This window comes from Serratia sp. A07 (assembly GCF_058725505.1).
This window is the reverse complement of sequence record NZ_JBZXDO010000001.1, coordinates 313639-334781: the sequence shown is the minus strand read 5'-3', so window position 1 is coordinate 334781 and position 21143 is coordinate 313639. Positions and strand designations below refer to the sequence as shown.

The window sequence follows — 21143 nt, the reverse complement described above, 5'->3', positions numbered from 1 at the left end:
AAGGGGCTGAGGCGTGCCTCAGCCCCGGGGATTACAGCTGGCTTTTCGGGATCAGGTGGTCGCCGAAGCTCAGGCGTTGGCGGCCCGGTTCGATTTCGGTCAGCGGCGCCACTTCGTGCAGCGAGGATTTGCAGCGCTGTACCAGATCCTGATACTCGCGGGTGCCGGCGATCTTCCAGGCCAGCTCCTGTTCGGTCAGATCGCGCAGCACGCGTGCCGGGCTGCCGACCACCAGCTTGTTGGCTTCGATCACCGCCGCGGCTTTGACGAATGCCATCGCACCGACGATGGTGTTCTCGCCGATCTCCGCGCCGTCCATCACCACCGCGTTCATGCCCACCATCGCATTGCGGCGAATGCGGCAGCCGTGCAGGATGGCGCCGTGGCCGATATGGCCATCTTCTTCCACCACCGTGTCCTGCTGCGGGAAGCCGTGCATCACGCAGTTATCCTGAATGTTGGCGCCGTCACAGATCACCAGGCGGCCAAAATCGCCGCGCAGGCTGGCATTCGGGCCGATGTACACGTGCTTGCCGACGATCACGTCGCCGATCAGCACCGCCGTCGGGTGCACGTAACTGCTGGGGTCGACGACCGGCGTCAGGCCGTCAATCTGATACACAGGCATAGCGTGAGTTCCTTAAAATGTAGGGTCGCGCGGCAGGCCGCCGAAGCGCCGATAGTAGCCGGCGGCCGGCGCGGGCAGGGCGCCGATGGTGGTTTCCGCCAGCGCGCTGACATACTCCGTCGCGGCGCGATCGACCTGCTGATAAAGATTGATGCACAGGTTGCGGGCGATCTGGCCCTCCCACTGCGCGGGCAGCAGCGCGTCCGGCAGCAGCGGATCTTTCAACACCACGCGACGGAAGAAGTGAATCAATAATAGCTTAATCTGGAAACAGCGCAGCGGCGTCAGCGCCGACGGATCGACTTCGCGCAGCAGCGCCATCAGCGGCCGGAAGGAGACGATAAACTCGTGATAGCCGGCCGCCACCTCGTTTAGCGACCAGCAGTCGGCCACCAAGTTCTGCAGGGTTTGCTCGGAGCGGTTATAGGGATAATCGGCGCGGAAGTAAATCACCTGCTCGCTGGCGTTCAGCTCGCCGAGCAGCGCCGTCACGTCGGTTTGCGCATGGGTGGGGGCGGCCATCAGGTTGCTGGCGATTTGCCCGAACCCGAGCCAGCCCAGCTCTTTTTTCAGCCGCGCGCGCTCGTTTTTTTCGGCGCTTTCCAGCAGCAACAGCTCCCACTTGCCGTCCCAGGCGGGCTGCTCGCGCAGATAGATTTTCGATTCGGCGTGGCGGAACTGGCGCATCCCCTGCTCGGTCACGCGGTAGAAGCTGCGGCGGCCTATTTTCTCCACCGCCAGCCAACCCTCTTTCTGCAGGCGGAACACCGAGGTGCGCACGAAGCGATCGCCGAAGCCGAAGGCCTCCAGCAGCGCGCTCAGGCTGCCGAGCCACACTTCGCCGCCGCGGTGGCTGAGCGCGTCGCCGTACAGCGAAATGATCAGCGAGGTGCCGCTGATCGGCTGCGCGTCGACGGCATGGCGAATGAACTCATCCAGTTTATGTTCCATATTTTTCCATGGGTTAGCCTTCGATGAGCCATAACATTACGCCTAATTTGGGGCGGCGTCATCCGTGACGCCGTGCGCCTCAGCGCGGCCGCAAATCGACCACGCGCTGCGCTTTGCCTTCCGAGCGCGGAATATCGCCGCAGTTGGCGATGCTGACGTCGGTGCTGACGCCCACGATCGATTTGATGTGGTGGCGTAGCTGGTGGCAGATGTCGCAACGCTGTTGATGGCTGAGGCTGAGCGCCGATTCTTTCAGTTCGACGCGCACCGCCAGCGTGTCCAGGTGCCCGCTGCGGCTGACCTGCAGCTGGTAGTGCGGCGACAGCTGCTCGAACTGCATGATCTGCTCTTCCACCTGCGACGGGAAGACGTTGACGCCGCGGATGATCAGCATGTCGTCGGAGCGGCCGGTGATCTTGCCCATGCGGCGCATCTGGCGCGCGTCGCCCGGCAGCAGCCGGGTGAGATCGCGGGTGCGGTAGCGGATCACCGGTAGCGCCTCTTTGGTCAGGGTGGTGAACACCAGTTCGCCGTGTTCGCCGTCCGGCAGGGCGATGCCGGTTTCCGGGCAGATGATCTCCGGCAGGAAGTGGTCTTCCCAAATGGTAGGGCCGCCGCCGCTCTCCAGACACTCCATCGCCACGCCTGGCCCCATCACTTCCGACAGGCCGTAAATATCCAGCGCCTTGATGCCCATGCGGGTTTCGATCTCGTGGCGCAGGGCTTCGGTCCAAGGTTCAGCACCGAACACGCCGAGCCGCAGCGAGCAGCCGCGCGCGTCGCCGCCCATCTTGCGCTCCAGCTCGTCGATCAGCGTCAGGCAATAGGACGGCGTCACCATGATGATGTCGGGTTTGAAATCGAGGATCAGCTGCGCCTGGCGTTCCGTCTGGCCGCCGGACATCGGGATCACCGTCGCGCCGAGCCGCTCCGCGCCGTAGTGTGCGCCCAGGCCGCCGGTGAACAGGCCGTAGCCGTAGGCGACGTGCACCTTGTCTTTGGCGGTGGCGCCGCCGGCGCGCAGACAGCGGGCGACGATATCGGCCCAGTTATCGATGTCGCGCTGGGTGTAACCCACTACCGTCGGGCGGCCGGTGGTGCCCGAGGAGGCGTGGATGCGCACCACCTGTTCCATCGGCACCGCGAAGGTGTCGAACGGGTAGTTGTCGCGCAGATCCTGCTTGGTGGTGTAGGGGAAGCGCGCCAGATCGCTTAGCTGTTTGAGATCGTCGGGGTGCACGCCGGCCTGGTCAAATTTGCGTTTGTACATCGGCACATTGTCGTAGGTGTGGTGCAGCGTCCACTTCAGACGCGTCAGCTGCAACGCTTCAATCTCATCGCGCGAGGCGAATTCGATCGTTTCGAGGGGCTGTGGATTTATTGTCATGGTTAGCCTCAGGGGTCAGACACGCTCAATGATCATGGCGATGCCTTGGCCGACGCCGATGCACATGGTGCAAAGCGCGTAGCGGCCGGCTCGCCGTTCCAGTTCAAACAGGGCGGCCAGCGCCAGGCGCGCGCCGCTCATGCCCAGCGGATGCCCCAGGGCGATCGCGCCGCCGTTGGGGTTGACCTGCGGGGCATCGTCCGGCAGGCCAAGCTGGCGCATCACCGCCAACGCCTGGGCGGCGAACGCTTCGTTCAGTTCGATAACGTCCATCTGCGCCAGGCTCAGCCCGGCGATTTCCAGCACCTTGCGGGTGGCCGGCAGCGGGCCGATGCCCATCAGCCGCGGCTCCACGCCGCAGGTGGCGGTGGCAACGATGCGCGCGCGCGGCGTCAGCCCCTGGCGCGCCGCCATCGCTTCGGAGGCGACGATCAGGGCCGCCGCACCGTCGTTCAGGCCCGAGGCGTTGCCGGCGGTGACGCTGCCGGGCTGACGGAACGGGGTTTTCAGCGCCTGCAGCTGATCAAAGGTGGTGTCGGGGCGCGGGTGTTCATCCTGGCTGAACAGCGTCACCGCGCCTTTTTTGCCGGTGAGGCTGACCGGGGCTATCTCCTGCGCCAGGTGGCCCAGCGCCTGCGCCCGGGCGGCGCGCTGCTGGCTGCGCAGCGCAAAGGCGTCCTGATCGGCACGGCTGATGTTGAACTGCGCCGCGACGTTTTCGGCGGTCTCCGGCATTGAATCGGTGCCGAACTCGGCCTGCATCCGCGGATTGACGAAGCGCCAGCCGAGGGTGGTGTCGTACAGCTGCGCCTGGCGGCTGAAGGCACTGTCGGCCTTGCCCATCACCAGCGGCGCACGGGTCATCGATTCCGCGCCGCCCGCCAGCAGCAGCCCGGCGTCACCGGCCTTGATGCTGCGCGCCGCCATCGCCAGCGCATCCAGGCCCGAACCGCACAGGCGGTTCACCGTGGTGCCGGACACGCCGACCGGCACGCCGGCCAGCAGCAGCGCCATGCGTGCCAGGTTGCGGTTGTCTTCCCCGGCCTGGTTGGCGCAGCCGAGGATCACGTCGTCCAGCTGCGCCCAATCGACCTGCGGATGGCGTTCCAACAGCACGCGCAGCGGCAGGGCGGCGAGGTCGTCGGCGCGCACCTGGGCCAGCGCGCCGCCATAGCGGCCGATCGGGGTACGCACGCCGTCGCAGATAAATGCCTGATTCATGCCTGATCTCCTAAAATGCTGTGGCCGAGGCGGTGCGCGCGGCCGCGGAACCAGGCGACGGTTTTGCCCCGTTGGTTAACGATTTCGACGTCATACAGCCCGGTGGCTTTGCCCTGATGGCGCACCGCCGCGCTGGCGGTGAGGCGATCGCCGGCCAGCGCCGGGCGGACGAAGTCGATGCTGCAGCCGGAGGCCACCGCCGCCAACCCCTGGCTGTTGCAGGCGTAGGCGAAGGCGGTGTCCGCCAGGCTGAACAGCTGGCCGCCGTGGCAGGTCTGGTGGCCGTTGAGCATCTGCGGGCCGACGGTCATGCTGACCTGAGCGTACCCGGCGTCGACGGCATCGATGTGCATCCCCATCGCCTGAGCGCAGGTATCTTGTTGGAACATCTGTTCGGCGCAGCGCTGAGCCAGCGCGCGCGGCGTATTGGCGTTCATCGTTCGGCTCCTGAGAAAGAGGCGGGGGAAGCGTAGCGGCGCAGCAGCGGCATCGGGCGATAGCGCGCTTCGCCGTAATAGCGTTGCAGGTTTTCCAGCGTCGTCAGAATGTGCCGCCAGCCGAGTGCGGCGCCCCAGGCCAGTGGGCCGCGCGGATAGTTGACGCCGCGCAGCATCGCCAGATCGGTATCTTCGGCGCTGGCGACGCCTTTGTTCACCACGTCGAGCGCTTCGTTGGCCAGCATGGCCAGGGTGCGCATCGTCAGCAGGCCGGGGTAATCCGGCAACGGAATGACCTGCTTGCCGAGGGACTGCAGCAGGCGAATCGCTTTGGCATTGTGTTGCGCATCGTTTTGCGCCGCGCAGCTGATGGCGATGGCGGAGGCGTGCGCATAGTCGGCACAGAGATCGAACAGCACCACGGGCGTTCCCCGTTCGTCGGCCAGTTGGCCGGCGGTTTTACCATTGGTTAACATCAGTGTAACGTCGTCGATCGTGAGGTGTGGGCTGGTCTGGCCGGGTTGTTTGATCGCCCCCGCATTTTCGCTTAACAACTGCGCCAAATCGGCCAGCGAAGACCAGTCGCCGTGCAGCGTAACGCGTTGCGGCAGTGCGGCCTGCGCCGGTGGCGCAAAGGCGATCGCGGCGGCGGATCGCGGCGCGTCGTAGCGGTAGAAACCGCGGCCGGATTTACGGCCGAGGTGTCCGGCGGCCACCAGCTCCTGCTGCACCAGTGAGGGCGTGAAGCGCGGATCCTGATAGAAGGCCTGATACACCGATTCGGTCACGGCGTAATTGACGTCCTGGCCGATCAGATCGGTCAATTGCAGCGGGCCCATGGCGAAGCCGCCGGCGTCGCGCAATACCGCATCCAGCGTGGCGGCGTCGGCCACCTGTTCCTCCAGCGCGCGCAGGGTTTCGGCATAGAACGGCCGCGCCACGCGGTTGACGATAAATCCCGGCGTCGAGCGGCACACGACACTCTGCTTACCCCAGCGCTGTGCCAGGGCCTGCAGCGCGGCGAGGGTCTCGGCGCCGGTCTCCAGGCCGCTGACGATCTCCACCAGCTTCATCAGCGGCGCCGGGTTGAAGAAGTGCAGCCCGGCCATGCGGGCCGGGTGTTGCAGTGCCCCGGCGATGGCGGTGATCGACAGCGAAGAGGTATTGCTGGCGAACAGCGTCGTGGGCGAGCAGAGCGCCTCCAGATCGCGGAACAGGCCCTGTTTGATCGCCAAATTTTCCGCCACCGCTTCAATCACCAGCGTGCAGTCGGCCAGCTGCTCGAGCGAGTCGGCGCGTTCGAGGCGCGCCAGCAGGGCTTCGGTGGGCGCGGCGTCGGCCTTGCCGTCGTCGACCCGCTGGCGCAGGCGGCGAGCGAGATCGTCGATCGCGCGCTGGGCGGCGGCGGGCGCGATATCGAACAGCCGCACCGGGTGGCCGGCGGCGGCGGCCACCTGGGCGATGCCGATGCCCATGGTGCCGGCGCCGATCACCGCCACCTGGCCGTTAAGAAGGGGCGCGTTCATGGCTATTTCCCGCTGAAGTTTGGCGTGCGTTTGGCAAAGAACGCGCTGACGCCTTCGCGATAGTCGTCGCTGCGGCCGCCCAGGCGCTGCAGATCGCGCTCCAGATCGAGCTGCTGATCGAGGCTGTTGGTGGCCGAGCTGTAGAGGGCTTTCTTGATCAGCCCCAGACCGTAGGTCGGCTGGGTGGCCAGATGGCGCGCCAGCGTTTGCGTGCGGTCGGCCAATTCATCCGCCGGCACCACCTGCCAGATCATGCCCCACGCCAGCGCCTGTTGGGCGTTGATTTTGTCACCCAGCATGGCCATGCCCATCGCGCGGGCGTGGCCGGCCAGCCGCGGCAGGAACCAGCTGCCGCCGGAGTCAGGTACCAGCCCCAGACGGCAGAACGACTGAATGAAGCTGGCATTGTCGGCGGCGATGACGATATCGCACGCCAGGGCCAGCGCGGCGCCGGCGCCGGCCGCCACGCCGTTGACCGCGCACACCACCGGCTTCGGCAGGGCGGTCAGGCGACGGATCAGGGGGTTGTAGAAACGTTCGACCGACAGGCCGAGATCCGGCGCCTGTTGATCGGCGCTGACGTTGCGATCGTTGAGATCCTGCCCGGCGCAGAAACCGCGCCCGGCGCCGGCGATCAGCAGGCAGCGCACGCTGTCGTCGCGCTCGGCTTGCGTCAGCGCTTCACTCAGCTGGCGATGCATCTCGTCGTTAAAGCTGTTGAGCCGATCCGGACGGTTGAGGGTCAGCGTCAACACGCCGGCGTCGAGATGACTGAGAATCAATGCGTTATCCATAAATCAGCGCCCCTGATAGTTTGGCGTACGTTTTTCGAAAAAGGCGGCGATGCCTTCGCGGCGATCGTCGGTGGCGGCCAGGGTGACGAACTGCTGACGCTCCATCGTCAGCCCCTGGCTAAGGCCGATTTCCTCGGCCTGTTTCAGCGCCTGTTTGGCGGCGCGCAGCGCCAGTGGCGCCTGACGGCTGATGCGATCGGCCATCTGCTGCGTGCGTTCCAGCGTCAGGGCATCGACGCACACTTCGCTGATAAGGCCGGCCTGCAACGCGGTGCAGGCGTCGATGGGCTCGCCGGTCAGCACCATCTGGCTGGCGCGCGACTTGCCGACGCAGCGGATCAGACGCTGGGTGCCCCCGGCGCCCGGCATCAGGCCGAGGGTGATCTCCGGCAGGCCGAAGCGGGCGCTTTCGCCGCCGATGACGATGTCGCAGGCCAGCGCCAGCTCGCAGCCGGCGCCCAGGGCATAACCGTTCACCGCCGCCAGCAGCGGCTTGCTGAACTGCGCCAGACGCTGCCACAGCTGCGGACGGCGATCCGCCAGCGCGGCCGGCAGATCCTGCTGTTGCAGTTCGCGCAGATCGGCGCCGGCGGCGAAGAAGCGCGCCGCACCGGCGATCACTACGGCGCCCACGCCGCTGTCGGCGTCGGCCTGCTCCAGGCGAGCAACCAGCTGTTCCAGGCACGGCGTGCTCAGGGCGTTGCGCGCCTCCGGGCGATGCAGCGTCAGCGTGACCACGCGGTGCTGCTGCTGATGCAAAATAAAGGGGGTGTCCATCGCGGCTCCTAGACGTCGAAGTCCAATACCACGCCGTCGCCTTTCGGCCACGACTGGCAGCTCAATACGTAGCCTGCCGCCAGCTGATCCGGCTCCAGGCTGTAGTTGACGCCCATCTCCACCTGGCCGGCCTTCAGACGGCATTTGCAGGTGGCGCATACGCCGCCTTTGCAGGCGTAGGGCAGGTCGGCGCCCTGGCGCAGCGCGGCGTCGAGAATGCTGTCGTCCTGTTCGCCGACCTCGATATCCAACCGGCGGCCGTCGAGCAGGATCGCCACCCGGGTGGCGTTGCGATCGCCGCTGCTTCGCGGGCGGGCGACCAGGCCGCTGGTGTTGAAGCGTTCGCTGTGGATGTGGTTGGCCGGGACGCCGGCCTGTTCCAGCACGGTTTGCGCGTCGTCCATCATCGATTCCGGCCCGCAGATAAAGGCGTGGTCATAGTCGCGGAAATCCAGCAGCGCGCCGCCGATCGCCGTCAGGCGTTCACGGTCGATGCGGCCGCTGAGCAGCGGGCTGTCGAGACTTTCCTGGCTGAACAGATAAAGCTGCTGAAAACGCTGCGGGTAGCGGTTTTTCAGATCCGACAGCGCCTCTTTGAACATCATCGAACGGCTGTTGCGGTTGCCGTAGATCAGGGTGAAGCTGCTGCCCGGTTCGAGCAGCAGCGTCGCCTTGATGATCGACAGCATCGGCGTGATGCCGGAGCCGGCGGCGATCGCCAGGTAGTTGCCGTGGCGCTCTGCCTGCGGCTGGTAGCCGAAGCGCCCCTGAGGCACCATCACCTCCAGCGCGTCGCCGACCTTCAGCATGCGGTTGACGAAGCCGGAGAAGCGCCCCTGGTCAATCGCCTTCACGCCGATCTGCAGCAGGCCTTCCTGCGGCGAACTGCAGATGGAGTAGCAACGCCGCAGCTCTTCGCCGTTGACCAACGCCTTGAGCGTCAGGTGCTGGCCGGGGGTATAGCGGTATTGGTTTTGCAGCTCTTCGGGCACCCGCAGGGTGATGGCTACGGCGTCCGGCGTTTCGCGCTCGATGGCGGCGACGTTCAGGCGATGAAAGACCGTCATGGTGTCAGCGCTCCTATATGCATTTGAAATAATCGAACGGTTCCCGGCAGTCGCAGCAGCGGTACAGCGCTTTACAGGCGGTGGAGCCGAACTCGCTGATCTTCTCGCTGTGGGTGCTGCCGCAGCGCGGGCAGGCTACCGGGCCGTGGGCATGCGGCCGATCGCAGGTGTGCCCCTGCGGGGGCGCTACGCCGTATTGCCGCAGCCGCTCGCGGGCGTCGGCGTTCATCCAGTCGGTGGTCCAGGCCGGGCTGAGGCGAATGTCCACCTGCACCGGGCTGAAGCCGGCGGCCGCCAGCCGCTGCTCGATGGCGTTGAGCAAAAATTCGGTGGCCGGGCAGCCGGAATAGGTTGGGGTGAAGGTCACGCGCCAGCCCGCGCCGTCGCGCGCTACGTCGCGCACCATGCCCAAATCGGTGATCGACAGCACCGGCAGTTCGGGATCGCTGATCTGCTGCAGGCAGTGCCAAATCTGCGGGATTTCGGCGGGTTGCAAACGGGTGACGTTCATCGTGGTCTCCTACCATTGACCGTTTGGATAGGCGCGCTGCAGGAACTGCATTTCCGCCAGCAGCGGGCCGAGGTGTTCGCTGTGCCGGCCTTGCTTGCCGCCGTGCCGGAACGCCTGCTCGGCAGGCAGCGCCAGCGTCGCCTGGCGCAGCGTCTCTTCCACCTGCGCTTGCCAGGGGGCCTGCAGTTCGCGCGGATCGACGGCGATGCCTTGTTCTGCCAGTTCCAGCTCCAGCGCGTCGGCGTGGAACAGCTCGGCGGTGAACCGCCACAGGTTATCCAGCGATTGCTGGATCTTGCGGTGGCTGACGTCGTTGCCGTCGCCCAGGCGGATCATCCAGCCGTGGCTGAAGCGCAGGTGATAATCGGCCTCCTTCAATGACTTGGCGGCGATGGCGGCGATCTGCGCATCGCGGCTGCGGCTCAGCGCCTGGTGCAGCTGTACGTGGTAGGCATCGAGCAGGAACTGACGCACCAGCGTGTCGTTGAAACCGCCGTTCGGCTGCTCCGCCAACAGCAGGTTATGAAACTGGCGCTCGTCGCGGCCGAAGGCCAGGCTGTCTTCGCTGCAGGGCGGGCCGGCCAGTTCGGCGGCGTAACCCAGAAAGTTGCGCGCCTGGCCGAGCAGATCGAGCCCGATGTTGGCCAACGCCAGATCGATTTCCAGCTCGGGCGCGTGGCCGCACCAGGCGCACAGGCGCTGGGCGAGGATCAGAGGCGTGTCGCCCTGGCGGAGCAAATAGCTGATGCGCGGATCGTTAACCGTCATGGTCGCCTCTACATGTTCTTGATGCCGTCGGGAATGGTGTAAAACGTCGGATGACGGTAGATCTTGTCTTCGGACGGATCGAAGAACGCGCCGCGATCTTCCGGCTGCGAGGCGATCAGATGGCGCGACTGCACCACCCAGATCGAGCAGCCTTCGTTGCGGCGCGTATAGGCGTCGCGGGCATTTTCCAGCGCCATTTGGTCGTCGGCGGCGTGCAGGCTGCCGACGTGGCGATGCGCCAGCCCTTGTTTGCTGCGGATAAACACTTCATACAGCGGCCATTCAACGTGGCTCATGATCTCGGTTCCTTATGTTGGCTATGCGGCGGAGGCGGCGTTTTTCGCGGCGTGGGCCATGGCGCCGTCGCGTACCCAGGCGCCGTCTTCCCAGGCGCGGCGTTTGGCCTGCAGGCGTTCGTGGTTGCATTGGCCGCGCCCTTTGATCACCTCATGCAGTTCGCTCCAGTCGATTTCGCCGAAGCGATAGTGGCCGGCGGCCTCGTCCCAGGTAAGGCTCGGGTCCGGCGCCGTCATGCCCAGCGCCTCAAGCTGCGGCACGGTGTTGTCGACGAATTTCTGCCGCAGCTCATCGTTGCTGTGGCGTTTGATTTTCCACGCCATGCTCTGGGCGCTGTGGGGGGAGTCGGCGTCGCTCGGGCCGAACATCATCAGCACCGGCCACCAGAAGCGATCGATAGCGTCCTGCAACATGGCGCGCTGCGTGTCGCTGCCGTTGGCCATCGCCATCACCGCCTCGTAGCCCTGGCGTTGGTGGAAGCTTTCCTCTTTGCAGATTTTCACCATCGCCCGCGCATAGGGGCCGTAGGACGCGCGGCACAGCGCCACCTGGTTGACGATGGCGGCGCCGTCGACCAGCCAGCCGATCACGCCGATATCCGCCCAGTTGAGCGTGGGGTAATTGAAGATAGAGGAGTACTTCATCTTGCCGTCGAGCATCTTTTGGTAGATGTCCTGGCGCGAACAGCCGAGGGTCTCGGCGGCGCTGTAGAGGTACAGACCGTGGCCGGCTTCGTCCTGCACCTTGGCCAGCAGCACCGCCTTGCGGCGCAGCGTGGGGGCGCGCGTCAGCCAGTTGGCTTCCGGCAGCATGCCGATGACTTCCGAGTGGGCGTGTTGGCCAATCTGCCGAATCAGGTTCTGACGGTAGGCGTCCGGCATCCAGTCTTTGGCCTCAATGGCGATGTCCGCCGCGATCTTGTCGTCGAAATGCTGCTGATACTGTGCGTCAGTTGTCATGCTTGCCTCTTGGTGATTCGTATTTTTCACATTAAACATAAAAATGTGAATCACTTTAACTAACCATAAGGCTACAAACTGATAACAAAAAGATCAAACGTAATTCATGTGGTTTTGCGAGGATACTCACAAGGGTATTTATTATTTTGTTGATTTTATTTGATAAATAAAGTGATTAATTCCTTGTTTATGGCAGGTCAAATGCCCTGAAAGCGCCTTTTGTTTTCTTTTTGTTAAAATTTGGTTTGGCGTGGACTGGCATTTATGTGATACGTAATTAAGCTATATGGTGAAAATTTATGAATTTCGGAGGGCACATGCAGCAGTTACACAGTTATCTTTCTGGCGCCTGGGTGTACGGGCAGGGAGAGGGGCGCGAGATCCGCCATGCCGTGACCGGCGAGACGCTGTACCAGGTTTGCTCCGACGGCCTGCCGTTGGCGGCGAGCCTGAACTATGCGCGCAGCCACGGCGGCCCGGCGCTGGCGCACATGACGTTCCAGCAGCGCGCCCAGATGCTGAAAGCGGTGGCGAAACACCTGCAGGCGCATAAAGAGGCGCTGTATCAGATTTCCTATCAAACCGGCGCGACGCGCAGCGACGGCTGGGTTGATATTGAGGGCGGTATCGCCACGCTGTTCGCCTATGCCGGCATGGCCGGCCGCGATCTGCCGGACGATACCCTGTGGCCGGAAGACGAGCTGATCCCATTGTCGAAACAGGCGCAGTTCGGCGCCCGCCACGTGCTGACCTCGCGCCCCGGCGTGGCGCTGCACATCAACGCCTTCAACTTCCCGTGCTGGGGCATGCTGGAAAAACTGGCGCCGACCTGGCTGGCGGGCATGCCGGCCATCATCAAGCCGGCCACCGCTACCGCGCAGCTGACGCAGGCGATGGTCAGGCTGATTGTCGACAGCGGGCTGGTGCCGGAAGGGGCGCTGCAGCTGGTTTGCGGCGGCGTCGGCGACATGTTTGCGCACCTGGATTATCAGGATGCGGTGACTTTCACCGGTTCGGCGCAGACCGGACAGCGGCTGCGGGCACACCCGCGCCTGCTGGAGAAATCGATCGCGTTCACCATGGAGGCGGATTCGCTCAACTGCTGCGTGCTGGCAGAAGACGTGACGCCGGAGATGCCGGAGTTTGCGCTGTTCATCAAAGAAGTGTGCCGTGAAATGACCGCCAAGGCGGGGCAGAAATGCACCGCGATCCGCCGCATCATCGTGCCGGCGGCGCAGGTGGCGGCCGTGCGTCAGGCCTTGTTGCAGCGCCTGGCGGGGGTGACGGTGGGCGATCCGCAGCTGGAACAGGTGCGCATGGGGGCGTTGGTCAGCCACGAGCAGCGTGATGATGTGCAAAGCAAGGTGGATTTCCTGCTGCGCAACGGCTGCGAACCGCTCTGTGGCGCGGCGCTGGATAAGCTGGAGGTTCTGGGCGACGGTGCGCGCGGCGGGGCGTTTTATCCGCCGACCCTGCTGTATTGCGCCGATCCGCTCACCCATCAGGCGGTGCACGGCACGGAGGCCTTCGGCCCGGTGGCGACGCTGATGCCGTATGCGGATACCGAGCAGGCGATCGCGTTGGCGTTGCTGGGGCAGGGCAGCCTGGCGGGATCGCTGGTAACTGCCGATCCGGCATTGGCCAAGCGCTTCATTCGCGCGGCGGCCTGCGCTCACGGCCGCATGTTGATTTTGGATGAGCAGGCGGCGGCGGAGTCCACCGGCCACGGTTCGCCGTTGCCGATGCTGGTGCACGGCGGCCCGGGGCGCGCCGGCGGCGGTGAAGAGCTGGGCGGGCTGCGCGCGGTGAAGCACTATATGCAGCGCACGGCGATCCAGGGCAGCCCGGCGATGCTGGCGGCCATCGGCGGCGAATGGGTGCGCGGCGCGCCGGTCGTCGAGCATCCGGTGCATCCGTTCCGGAAATACTTCGAGCAGCTGCAGCTGGGCGACAGCCTGTTGACCGCGCGCCGCACCGTGACCGAAGCGGATATCGTCAACTTCGCCTGCCTGAGCGGCGACCATTTCTACGCGCACATGGACAAGATCGGCGCCGCCGACTCGCTGTTCGGCGAACGGGTGGCGCACGGTTACTTTGTGGTGTCCGCCGCGGCCGGGCTGTTTGTTGACGCCGCCGTCGGGCCGGTGATCGCCAACTACGGCATGGAGAATCTGCGCTTTATCGAGCCGGTGAAGATCGGCGATACCATTCAGGTGCGGTTGACCTGCAAAAAGAAAATCCGAAAGCCGCAGAAAACCGCCGAAGATCGCCCGCACGGCGTAGTGGTGTGGGATGTGCAGGTGTTGAATCAGGAACAGCAGCCGGTGGCGCTGTACAGCATTCTGACGCTGGTGGCGCGCCAACAGGGGGATTTCGAGGCGTGATGCGCGTTTGCCGCCGCCGGTAACGCCGACGGCGGCAAATCAGTCAGATCAACGGCTGGCCGCGCAGCTGTTCCAACACTTTCAGCGGTGAACGCTGCGGATCCTGCATTTTATTCACCGGCAGCAGGAAGGTCTGTTCCAGCATAAACTGGCCGCCCATCGCGGCGTGCGGCGTTTGGTCCGAGAAGCAAATCCAGCTGCTGCCCGGCGGGAACGACAGCGCCAGCTGTGGGCCACGCTGCTGATAATCGCCATCGGCCTTCATGGCGTCATGCAACTGCAGCATCAGGTGGTCATAATGGCTGCGGCGGGTTTTGGTGATGCGCACCTGGTGCTGCAGCCAGCTGCTTAACGCAGAATAGCGGGCCAGACGCGGCATAAAGCGTTCAGCCAGCTCAGGGAACGGCTCGCCGACCCGCCATTGGCGATGTTCACCGTGTGGATTGATGTTGGTGAAAATGCGCAGAATGCGTTCGCCGTAGTTCGGGCGCGACGGGAAAGCGTCGACGTGCAGCCGGCTGTCGTCTTTGCGCCAGGAGCTATTGGCGCGCCAGGCGGAGACCGGATGCAAACGCAGGCTGCCGGTTGGGTGGTGCAGCGCCTCCTGATACTCGGGCAACAGCCCGGCGATCAGCTGACGGCACGACTGGTAATAGCGCTCCAGCAGTTGCTGAACCTGCTGCCGGCGTTCCGCGACGGCGACGCCGGTCAGCTTGCCGGACAGCGGCTGATAGCTGATGTTTTTGCGCTTCGGATCGACCAACGTCGGATCCAGCAGCGGCATTTCCTGCTCAGACAGGGTGAAGGCCAGCTCGGGCAAAAACAGCACCTTGCCCTGTTCCAGTTCGCTGACCGCGCTGGACGCTTCTTGCGCCGCCCATTGTCGCAACGGCAGCGTCAGAACGGCCCGTTCACGCGTAATATCGCCAGTAGGCATGAGATCTCCTTGCAAATCTATATCGCTTTATTCCCGTCTTTCAGGTTGCCGCGTGGTTGGCTGCACTGGCTTGCGCAGTGGCTGGCTGGAGCGGCGCCAGAAATTTTTGCGCCGGTCGCCCAATTGCAACGTGAAATTTGCGGGTTCTATTATGGATGTATCAGCAGGGCGCAGTGCGCCGAAGCGTGCGATGGCTTCCTGATATATAGAATAGTCCTGATAAGAGTATCACCGGCAACGCCAATAAAAAGTAAACGGGGGCTAAACGGGGCCTGGCGTAGGCACGAATAATCAAAAATGGCACGAATGGGTTGTTGAACGGCGTATTTTTTATCTTATTGAATTATATTAGAAATAAATATCCTGCTTATTTATTGGCGTTATTTCATTCAGAGAGCGGGGCGCGTCGGTGAAATAATGTTGCGGAGGGAAACTATTTCATTTTTGCCGGGTGAATAAATCGGGCCGCCAAATTTTGGTGACCCGATGATTGCTTAAGCGCCGTAAATGCAGTTTTTGCCTTTTTTCTTGGCCTGATACAACGCGCTGTCCGCCTCATTGATAAAGCTGATCGGCGTATCGTTGTACATATGAGGCACTTTGGCGCAGATGCCGATGCTGATGGTGACGATGCCGTGCGGGTTGCCCTGATGCGGAATTTTCAGATCGCGCACCGCCTGGATGACGCGTTCGGCGAAAATCAGCGCGCCCTGCACGTCGGTATCCGGCAGGATAATCCCCATCTCTTCGCCGCCGTAGCGCGCCAGAATGTCGTTGCTGCGGCACGCCAGCCCCTTCAGCGTTTGGCCGATTTGCTGCAGGCACTGGTCGCCGGCGACGTGGCCATAGCTGTCGTTGTACTGCTTGAAGTAGTCGATATCCAGCATCAGCAGCGCCACGCTGCGGTAGTTGCGCGAAGCCCGCGCCAGCTCGTTCTTCAGCGCGATATCAAACTGGCGGCGATTGGCCAGACCGGTCAGGCCGTCCAGCAGCGCCAACTCTTCGAGCATCTGGTTGATGCTGGTCAGCTGATCGCGGGTGCGCATCAGCTCGGCTTCGGTTTGCATGCTGTGCTTGATTTGCCGCAGCAGCACCATGCCCATCGCCAACAGGATCATCAGCAGGGAGAGGCCGCCGGCGGCGAACAGGCCGGCGTCGGTGCGCCAGTCCGCCAGCGCGTCGCGCTTCGACAGCCCGGCGGCGATCACCAGCGGAAAGCGATTGACCCGCGAATAGCCGTAGATGCGCTCCACTTTGTCGTACAGCGAGGTGATGGTGGCGTTGCCGAACTCCGAATGCGGTAAAATTTCGCTGAACAACACGCCCTTGGCGATGTTTTTACCGATCGAGGCCGCTGAGTAAGGGCGGCGGTAAAGGATGGTGCCGTCCGCCAGCAGCAGGTTCAACGAGGCGTCGGTGTTGAGGGCGAAGCTGTCGTAAAACTGGCGGAAATAATCGACGTACAGCGTCGCCAGCACCACGCCGCCAAAGCTGCCGTCCGGGTTGTTGAAGCGCCGTGATACGGGGATGATCAGATCGCCGCTAGTGCGGCTGCGGATCACCTTGCCGATGTACAGACCGCCGCCGTCGCGGTTTTGATGGTATTTGAAGTAATCACGATCGGCGTTGTTGGCGTTCTTGATGAACTTGCCCGAGGAGGTCGCCAGCCAGCGGCCGCGCGCATCGTAGATAAACAGCCCATGCAGCTGCGGCAGATTGCCGACCTGCGTCTGCATGACGCGCTGCAGCCGCGTCAGCTGCGATGGGCCCAGCCCGTCGTTCTGGAGACGTTCGGTCAGATCGAGCAGATTGCCGTCCACCTGCATGAAGGTATCGTCGGCGTGCTGCGCCAGCGAGCGGGCGAGGTTGGCGGATTCATGCTCGGCGCTGCGCAGATCGCGCTGGTGCGCGTTCCAGATTTGCCAGCTGTTAAAGAGGATCAGCGTGGCGGCAACGATGATGACAAACACGCCGGCCTGAAATAATAATGGGGAGCTTTTAACGCTGCGCGGCGGCACGGCATCCTGTATGGGTTGCTGCTGAGTCATGTCACCCTTGTGGTTTGATTACTATTCAATTTGAGTTAAGAGCAATCCTATATTTTATGCATAAATGCGCCAGACCTCTAGCCCTTAACGAGGCGATACGGAGAAAGGCATGCCGCAATCTGCCTCTGCGGTGGTGTGAAGACTACGGAGTAAAGAGTCAATGTCGGATTACATCATGATCGCTTTACTGACGCTGGCGGTGTATTACCCCCTTACGCTGGGGGCGCTGGCGGGGATGATGTACATCGCCTGGCGGCGCCGCCGATCGCCCTACTGGCGGTTGGGTTTGGTGCTGTTGGCGCTGCTGTTCGTGCTGTTCGCCAAGGCGGCGTATGACTGGCACCGCTATAGCTAGCGGCGCCATGGCGGGTTATTCGACGTTGATCATCCAGTTGACGCCAAATTTATCGGTCAGCATGCCGAAGCCTTTGGCCCAAAAGGTGGCTTGGTAAGGCATCGTCACCTGGCCGCCCTGCGCCAGATTATCGAACAGCTTGCGCCCTTGCTCCGCATCGCTGGGGTTCAGCGACAGCGAGAAGCCTTTATGGGAAGCGCCGCCGCTGTCGTCCTGCGGACAGCCGTCGGAGGCCATCAGCACACCGTCACCGATCAGCAGGCGCGCATGCATGATCGCCTCCGGGTTGACGTCCTGTGGACCGCCTTGCCGAGCCTCTTCGGGCATATCTTTGTAACGCATGACCATTTCAATTTTGGCATTCAACTGCTGCACGTAGAAGTTAATCGCTTGCTCACAGTTACCGCTGAAAAACAGATAGGGTTGTACCAGCATGACATTGACCTCGGTTGTGGCCCGACAGGCAACGACCGGCCCACGGGCAGGAAGAAATGGTTGCTGGCGGCAATGATTGCCGTCGGTGACTTATTAGTGTAGTTCCCTTGGCGAAGAATGCTTGTGCGAGGCGAGCGCGCCTTCGCCAGCGGTGTGGCGGGCGAAGGCGCGGGGGCGTTAATACAGCGAAGGTTCGCCGGGCGGACGGGTTTTAAACCGGCGATGCAGCCACATGTACTGATCGGGTGCCAGCAGCACCTGTTCTTCCACCACGCGGTTCATCATGGTCGCCGCGCGCGTTTCATCGTCCAGCGGGAAGTCCTTCAGCGGCGGCTGTACGATCAGCTCATAGCCCTGCGCATGCGGCAGCCGGCGCGGCACGAAAGGCACGATCGACGGCCGCCCCATGCGCGCCAGGATAAAGGTACCGGTTGTCGTGGCGGCGTTTTCAACGGCGAAGAACGGCGCGAACACGCTGCTTTGCGGACCGTAATCGTGATCCGGCGCGTACCACAGGATTTCCCCCTGTTTCAGGTTGCGGATCATGCCTTTGATATCTTTACGATCGATCATGAACTTATTCGAGCGCAGCCGGCCGCGGGTCTGGACCCACTCCATCAGCTTGTTGTTATGCGGGCGATGCACGCCGATACCGGGATTTTGCATGCCGAAAATGCGCGCGCCCAGTTCCAGCGTCAGGAAATGCAGGCCGATCAGCAGAACGCCTTTGCCGTCCTGGCGTGCCAGCTGCATGTTTTCCATGCCGCTCACCTTGAACCAGCAGGCGATGCGCCAGTCGGGCCAGAACCAGGCCATGCCGACTTCGAACAGGCCCATGCCGACGGACTCAAAATTTTTGACGATCAGCGCCTCGCGCTCGGCGGCGGGCATTGCGGGGAAGCAGAGTGCTAAATTGCGGCGCGCTATTTTTACCCGGCGTTTCATCAGGCGCATGGCTATTCTGCCGAGGCCGTGTCCAAGCCGATATATGAGCGGGTAGGGCAGTAACACCAAGAGATAGAGCATTCCTAGCCCTATCCACAGCAACCAATAACGAGGGCGCAAGAATTCGCGCTCAAAGCGTTGGTTTGAAAGCATTTTTCCTGTTCTTCCTTTTCTTTCCCAATGGGACCTTAACCCAAATTGTTATACGGCGAATGATAGAACATTTGGTGCTAAATAGGGGTTTCCATTAATGCTTTTTTTTGCGCTTTATTTAGCAACGCACGGATAACGGGGCAAGTTAGGATTTTTACCGAGGAAAAGGAGGATATTTACCGCTATTTCAACCGGCTGACGCAATTGAAAAATAAAGACACAATTAAGCGCATCGCAAAAGTGACAACCGCTATGTAACCTTAGAGAAACAGTAACGCGGCGGAACCGTCCCAAACGGCGGCCAGCGCGTACAGCAGTGCGAGAATCAGGATGAACGGGGCATTGAACATGGGCGTTTCCTCCCGGAGATTTGTTTAAAGTTTAGTCTGTCGAGATGACAGCAGGATGAAATTAGATCGTTTTTTGTACGGTGAAATTCAGACGGACGGAAATGGGTAAACCGCTGATTTTTTACTATAGTCATAGTGTGAAGTTGTGCGTTTGTCGCCGTACGCCCTGCATTGAGCGGCAGCGGGCAGATTGCCCGGAGCAAGATCGCGGGGCGGGCGGTGCCGGGCGTGAAACATGTGACGCAATTCTCAGAGGGTTGGTCTGTAAGGATTTGACATGTCATATGAAAATGACGATCTAAACGGTGTTGAGCAACCGAGCGACTACGTGAAAACCACCGCCTGCGAAGTGCGCAGCGGTGTAAAAGCGGCGCTCGAGCAATCATGTGCCTGCATCAAGGATAATCCTTGGGCGGGGATAGGCGCCGGCGCCGTCGTGGGCCTGGTAATAGGATTTCTGTTAGGCAAAAGGTAATAGGGAGAGTAAAGATGGGCATCATTTCCTGGATCATTTTTGGTTTAATCGCCGGTATCCTGGCCAAATGGATTATGCCGGGCAAAGACGGCGGCGGGTTTATTATGACCGTGGTACTGGGGGTCGTGGGCGCCGTGGTCGGCGGCTATATCAGCACCTTCTTCGGTATGGGTCGCGTTGACGGCTTTAACCTGGGCAGCTTTGTGGTGGCGGTAATCGGTGCCCTGGTGGTGCTTTTTGTCTACAGGAAGATCAAAGGCTAAGCAGCCGTTGCTCAACAGGGTCGCCGCGGCGGCCCTTTTTCGTGAAATCAATCCGGCGGTGCGGCGCGGGGCCGTATCGGCTGAAAGGGGAATATCATGGGTCTGTTCGATAGCGTATTGGGTAACATTCTGGGCGGCGGCGCCAACGGTGGCAAAGGCATCGATTACATCGCCATTATGCAGTGGGTTGAGCAACAAGGTGGCCTGCAGGCCATTTTGGACAAGTTCCGTCAGGGGCAGTTCGGCGATATCGTCGGCTCCTGGCTCGGCAATGGCGAAAACCAACCGATTACCGGCGATCACGTACAGCAGGCGTTGGGTAGCGATGCGATTAATCAGCTGGCTGAAAAGCTGGGTGTCGATCCGGCTCAGGCCTCCAGCACCATTGCACAGTTCTTGCCAACGGTCGCGGATGCCGCTTCGCCAAATGGCGAAGTGCAGCAAGACAGCAACGAACTGGGCGACATGGTCGGCAAACTGTTCAAATAAGGCTTATGCTCCCGGCGTCTGGCCGGGGGCATTCACTCCGCTAATTCCCTCGATCGCCGTCAACGCCTGTTGCAGATGCGCCACCCAGGCGCGCACTTTCTCCGGAATAAATCGTAATGCGGGATAGACCGCGTGCAGCGCCATGGGCGGATAGCGGTATTCCGGCAAGACGGGCACCAGCGCCCCTGTCGCCAGCTGCTCGCCGATCAACGGCCGCTGAGCGCCGCCGATACCAAGCCCCGCCTCGATGGCCGTCAGCAGCGATAGCGTATTGTTGGCGCGGAACGTGGGCCGCAGCGCCACTATCTCGGGGCCGTGCGGGCCGATCAGGGTGAGCGTATCCCCGTCGTTCAATCCGCTGTAGCGAATGTGCGCATGTTTTGCCAGCTCCGCCGGCGAGCGTGGCGCGCCATGCTCTGCCAGATACGCCGGTGACGCTACCAGCAGGCGTTGCAGTTCGCCCAGCCGTTTCGCCACCATGCCGGGCGCGTGCAGTTCGCCGAAGCGCAGCGCCACGTCGATGCCTTCACCGATCACGTCGGCGCGCCGATCGTCCAGCAGCAGCTCGATGGTGAGATCCGGATGGCGCTGCTGGAAAGCGATGGCCAGCGGCGTGACGTGCCGCTGACCGAATCCGGTCGGTGCGTGAAGGCGCAGGTTGCCCTGCAGCCGGTGGCGCTGGCCGTGCAGCGCCTCTTCCGCTTCGTCGACCGCCGCCAGAATCGCTTTGAGGCGTTGATAATAACCGCTGCCGGCCTCGGTCAGGGAGACTGCCCGGGTGCTGCGAAACAGCAGCTGTGCCCCCAGCTCCTGCTCCAGACCGGCGATTTGCTGACTGACCGCCGGCTGCGTTAAGCGCAGATCGCGAGCGGCGGCCGACAGGCTGCCCAGCTCCGCCACCCGCACAAAGGTTTTCATTGCGTTCAGCTTATCCATGTCGATCTTGCCTATAGGTTTTTCTTATTAGTGTTAGTGGAGGTTCTCGT

The 21143-nt window shown here is 62.6% G+C and carries 23 protein-coding genes; 5 read left to right on the top strand and 18 right to left on the bottom strand.

Going from position 1 to position 21143, the window contains the following annotated elements:
• Nucleotides 1-31 precede the first annotated feature (31 nt).
• The 13 genes from paaY to paaA form a co-directional block, all read right to left on the bottom strand.
• Nucleotides 32-628, bottom strand: coding sequence for a phenylacetic acid degradation protein PaaY (gene paaY / locus AC4PR2_RS01680; protein WP_021505794.1), 597 nt, complete (start codon nucleotides 626-628; stop codon nucleotides 32-34).
• A 12-nt stretch (nucleotides 629-640) separates the two neighbouring features.
• A complete protein-coding gene (gene paaX / locus AC4PR2_RS01675) occupies nucleotides 641-1579 on the bottom strand; it encodes a phenylacetic acid degradation operon negative regulatory protein PaaX (protein ID WP_060420571.1) in 939 nt (312 codons plus the stop codon).
• Between the two features lie 79 nt (nucleotides 1580-1658).
• The gene (gene paaK / locus AC4PR2_RS01670) at nucleotides 1659-2966 is read right to left on the bottom strand and encodes a phenylacetate--CoA ligase PaaK (RefSeq protein ID WP_492174842.1); all 1308 of its coding nucleotides are present in this window, start codon (nucleotides 2964-2966) and stop codon (nucleotides 1659-1661) included.
• Nucleotides 2967-2981: 15 nt separating this feature from the next.
• Nucleotides 2982-4187 carry a 3-oxoadipyl-CoA thiolase gene (pcaF, locus tag AC4PR2_RS01665; RefSeq protein WP_038872173.1) on the bottom strand — a complete coding sequence of 402 codons (1206 nt, stop codon included), beginning with the start codon at nucleotides 4185-4187 and terminating at the stop codon, nucleotides 2982-2984.
• Entirely contained in the window at nucleotides 4184-4624 is a 441-nt protein-coding gene (gene paaI / locus AC4PR2_RS01660) for a hydroxyphenylacetyl-CoA thioesterase PaaI (protein ID WP_033635105.1), read from the bottom strand. Before paaI ends, pcaF begins: the two co-directional genes overlap by 4 nt.
• Nucleotides 4621-6150 (bottom strand): 3-hydroxyacyl-CoA dehydrogenase, encoded by a 1530-nt coding sequence (locus AC4PR2_RS01655; RefSeq protein ID WP_443014406.1) that lies wholly within the window; start codon nucleotides 6148-6150, stop codon nucleotides 4621-4623. The genes paaI and AC4PR2_RS01655 overlap by 4 nt, the downstream gene beginning before the upstream one ends.
• A gap of 2 nt (nucleotides 6151-6152) precedes the next feature.
• On the bottom strand, nucleotides 6153-6944 hold the full coding sequence (gene paaG / locus AC4PR2_RS01650; protein ID WP_337046612.1) for a 2-(1,2-epoxy-1,2-dihydrophenyl)acetyl-CoA isomerase PaaG: 792 nt from the start codon (nucleotides 6942-6944) through the stop codon (nucleotides 6153-6155).
• Nucleotides 6945-6947: 3 nt separating this feature from the next.
• The gene (paaF, locus tag AC4PR2_RS01645; RefSeq protein ID WP_141959613.1) at nucleotides 6948-7721 is read right to left on the bottom strand and encodes a 2,3-dehydroadipyl-CoA hydratase PaaF; all 774 of its coding nucleotides are present in this window, start codon (nucleotides 7719-7721) and stop codon (nucleotides 6948-6950) included.
• A gap of 8 nt (nucleotides 7722-7729) precedes the next feature.
• Nucleotides 7730-8788 (bottom strand): 1,2-phenylacetyl-CoA epoxidase subunit PaaE, encoded by a 1059-nt coding sequence (gene paaE / locus AC4PR2_RS01640; RefSeq protein WP_087763111.1) that lies wholly within the window; start codon nucleotides 8786-8788, stop codon nucleotides 7730-7732.
• A gap of 13 nt (nucleotides 8789-8801) precedes the next feature.
• Nucleotides 8802-9299 (bottom strand): 1,2-phenylacetyl-CoA epoxidase subunit PaaD, encoded by a 498-nt coding sequence (gene paaD, locus AC4PR2_RS01635; protein WP_033653577.1) that lies wholly within the window; start codon nucleotides 9297-9299, stop codon nucleotides 8802-8804.
• A gap of 9 nt (nucleotides 9300-9308) precedes the next feature.
• A complete protein-coding gene (paaC, locus tag AC4PR2_RS01630) occupies nucleotides 9309-10067 on the bottom strand; it encodes a 1,2-phenylacetyl-CoA epoxidase subunit PaaC (protein WP_033635097.1) in 759 nt (252 codons plus the stop codon).
• An 8-nt stretch (nucleotides 10068-10075) separates the two neighbouring features.
• Nucleotides 10076-10363 carry a 1,2-phenylacetyl-CoA epoxidase subunit PaaB gene (gene paaB, locus AC4PR2_RS01625; protein WP_004935173.1) on the bottom strand — a complete coding sequence of 96 codons (288 nt, stop codon included), beginning with the start codon at nucleotides 10361-10363 and terminating at the stop codon, nucleotides 10076-10078.
• A gap of 21 nt (nucleotides 10364-10384) precedes the next feature.
• Nucleotides 10385-11323: a 1,2-phenylacetyl-CoA epoxidase subunit PaaA gene (paaA, locus tag AC4PR2_RS01620; RefSeq protein WP_033647856.1), complete on the bottom strand. Its 939-nt coding sequence runs from the start codon at nucleotides 11321-11323 to the stop codon at nucleotides 10385-10387.
• A gap of 317 nt (nucleotides 11324-11640) precedes the next feature.
• Here paaA and paaZ point away from each other — a divergent pair, with 317 nt between their 5' ends.
• On the top strand, nucleotides 11641-13707 hold the full coding sequence (gene paaZ, locus AC4PR2_RS01615; protein ID WP_443014405.1) for a phenylacetic acid degradation bifunctional protein PaaZ: 2067 nt from the start codon (nucleotides 11641-11643) through the stop codon (nucleotides 13705-13707).
• A 43-nt stretch (nucleotides 13708-13750) separates the two neighbouring features.
• Here the strand turns inward: paaZ and kdoO are convergent, their stop codons facing one another.
• Nucleotides 13751-14644, bottom strand: a complete 894-nt coding sequence (gene kdoO / locus AC4PR2_RS01610; protein ID WP_197802900.1) for a Kdo hydroxylase KdoO — start codon at nucleotides 14642-14644, stop codon at nucleotides 13751-13753.
• A 494-nt stretch (nucleotides 14645-15138) separates the two neighbouring features.
• The gene (locus AC4PR2_RS01605; protein WP_060420601.1) at nucleotides 15139-16692 is read right to left on the bottom strand and encodes a sensor domain-containing diguanylate cyclase; all 1554 of its coding nucleotides are present in this window, start codon (nucleotides 16690-16692) and stop codon (nucleotides 15139-15141) included.
• Nucleotides 16693-16852: 160 nt separating this feature from the next.
• Between AC4PR2_RS01605 and AC4PR2_RS01600 the strand changes: the two genes are divergently transcribed.
• A complete protein-coding gene (locus tag AC4PR2_RS01600; RefSeq protein ID WP_084827610.1) occupies nucleotides 16853-17047 on the top strand; it encodes a hypothetical protein in 195 nt (64 codons plus the stop codon).
• 15 nt (nucleotides 17048-17062) lie between these two features.
• Here the strand turns inward: AC4PR2_RS01600 and AC4PR2_RS01595 are convergent, their stop codons facing one another.
• Together AC4PR2_RS01595 and AC4PR2_RS01590 are read right to left on the bottom strand one after the other, a co-directional pair.
• Nucleotides 17063-17482, bottom strand: a complete 420-nt coding sequence (locus AC4PR2_RS01595) for a VOC family protein (RefSeq protein WP_047730371.1) — start codon at nucleotides 17480-17482, stop codon at nucleotides 17063-17065.
• Between the two features lie 177 nt (nucleotides 17483-17659).
• Complete coding sequence (locus AC4PR2_RS01590; RefSeq protein ID WP_197802898.1) at nucleotides 17660-18580, bottom strand: LpxL/LpxP family Kdo(2)-lipid IV(A) lauroyl/palmitoleoyl acyltransferase; 921 nt, start codon at nucleotides 18578-18580, stop codon at nucleotides 17660-17662.
• Nucleotides 18581-19207: 627 nt separating this feature from the next.
• On the opposite strand from AC4PR2_RS01590, the gene AC4PR2_RS01585 reads away from it, so the two are divergent.
• The 3 genes from AC4PR2_RS01585 (at nucleotide 19208) to AC4PR2_RS01575 (ending at nucleotide 20157) form a co-directional block, all read left to right on the top strand.
• Nucleotides 19208-19405, top strand: coding sequence for an ElaB/YgaM/YqjD family protein (locus AC4PR2_RS01585; protein ID WP_033635087.1), 198 nt, complete (start codon nucleotides 19208-19210; stop codon nucleotides 19403-19405).
• Nucleotides 19406-19419: 14 nt separating this feature from the next.
• Nucleotides 19420-19668 carry a GlsB/YeaQ/YmgE family stress response membrane protein gene (locus AC4PR2_RS01580; protein WP_019453501.1) on the top strand — a complete coding sequence of 83 codons (249 nt, stop codon included), beginning with the start codon at nucleotides 19420-19422 and terminating at the stop codon, nucleotides 19666-19668.
• Nucleotides 19669-19764: 96 nt separating this feature from the next.
• A complete protein-coding gene (locus tag AC4PR2_RS01575; RefSeq protein WP_049201337.1) occupies nucleotides 19765-20157 on the top strand; it encodes a YidB family protein in 393 nt (130 codons plus the stop codon).
• Between the two features lie 3 nt (nucleotides 20158-20160).
• Here AC4PR2_RS01575 and AC4PR2_RS01570 read toward each other — a convergent pair whose 3' ends face one another.
• Nucleotides 20161-21093, bottom strand: coding sequence for a LysR family transcriptional regulator (locus tag AC4PR2_RS01570; protein ID WP_060439675.1), 933 nt, complete (start codon nucleotides 21091-21093; stop codon nucleotides 20161-20163).
• Between the last annotated feature and the right edge of the window lie 50 nt (nucleotides 21094-21143).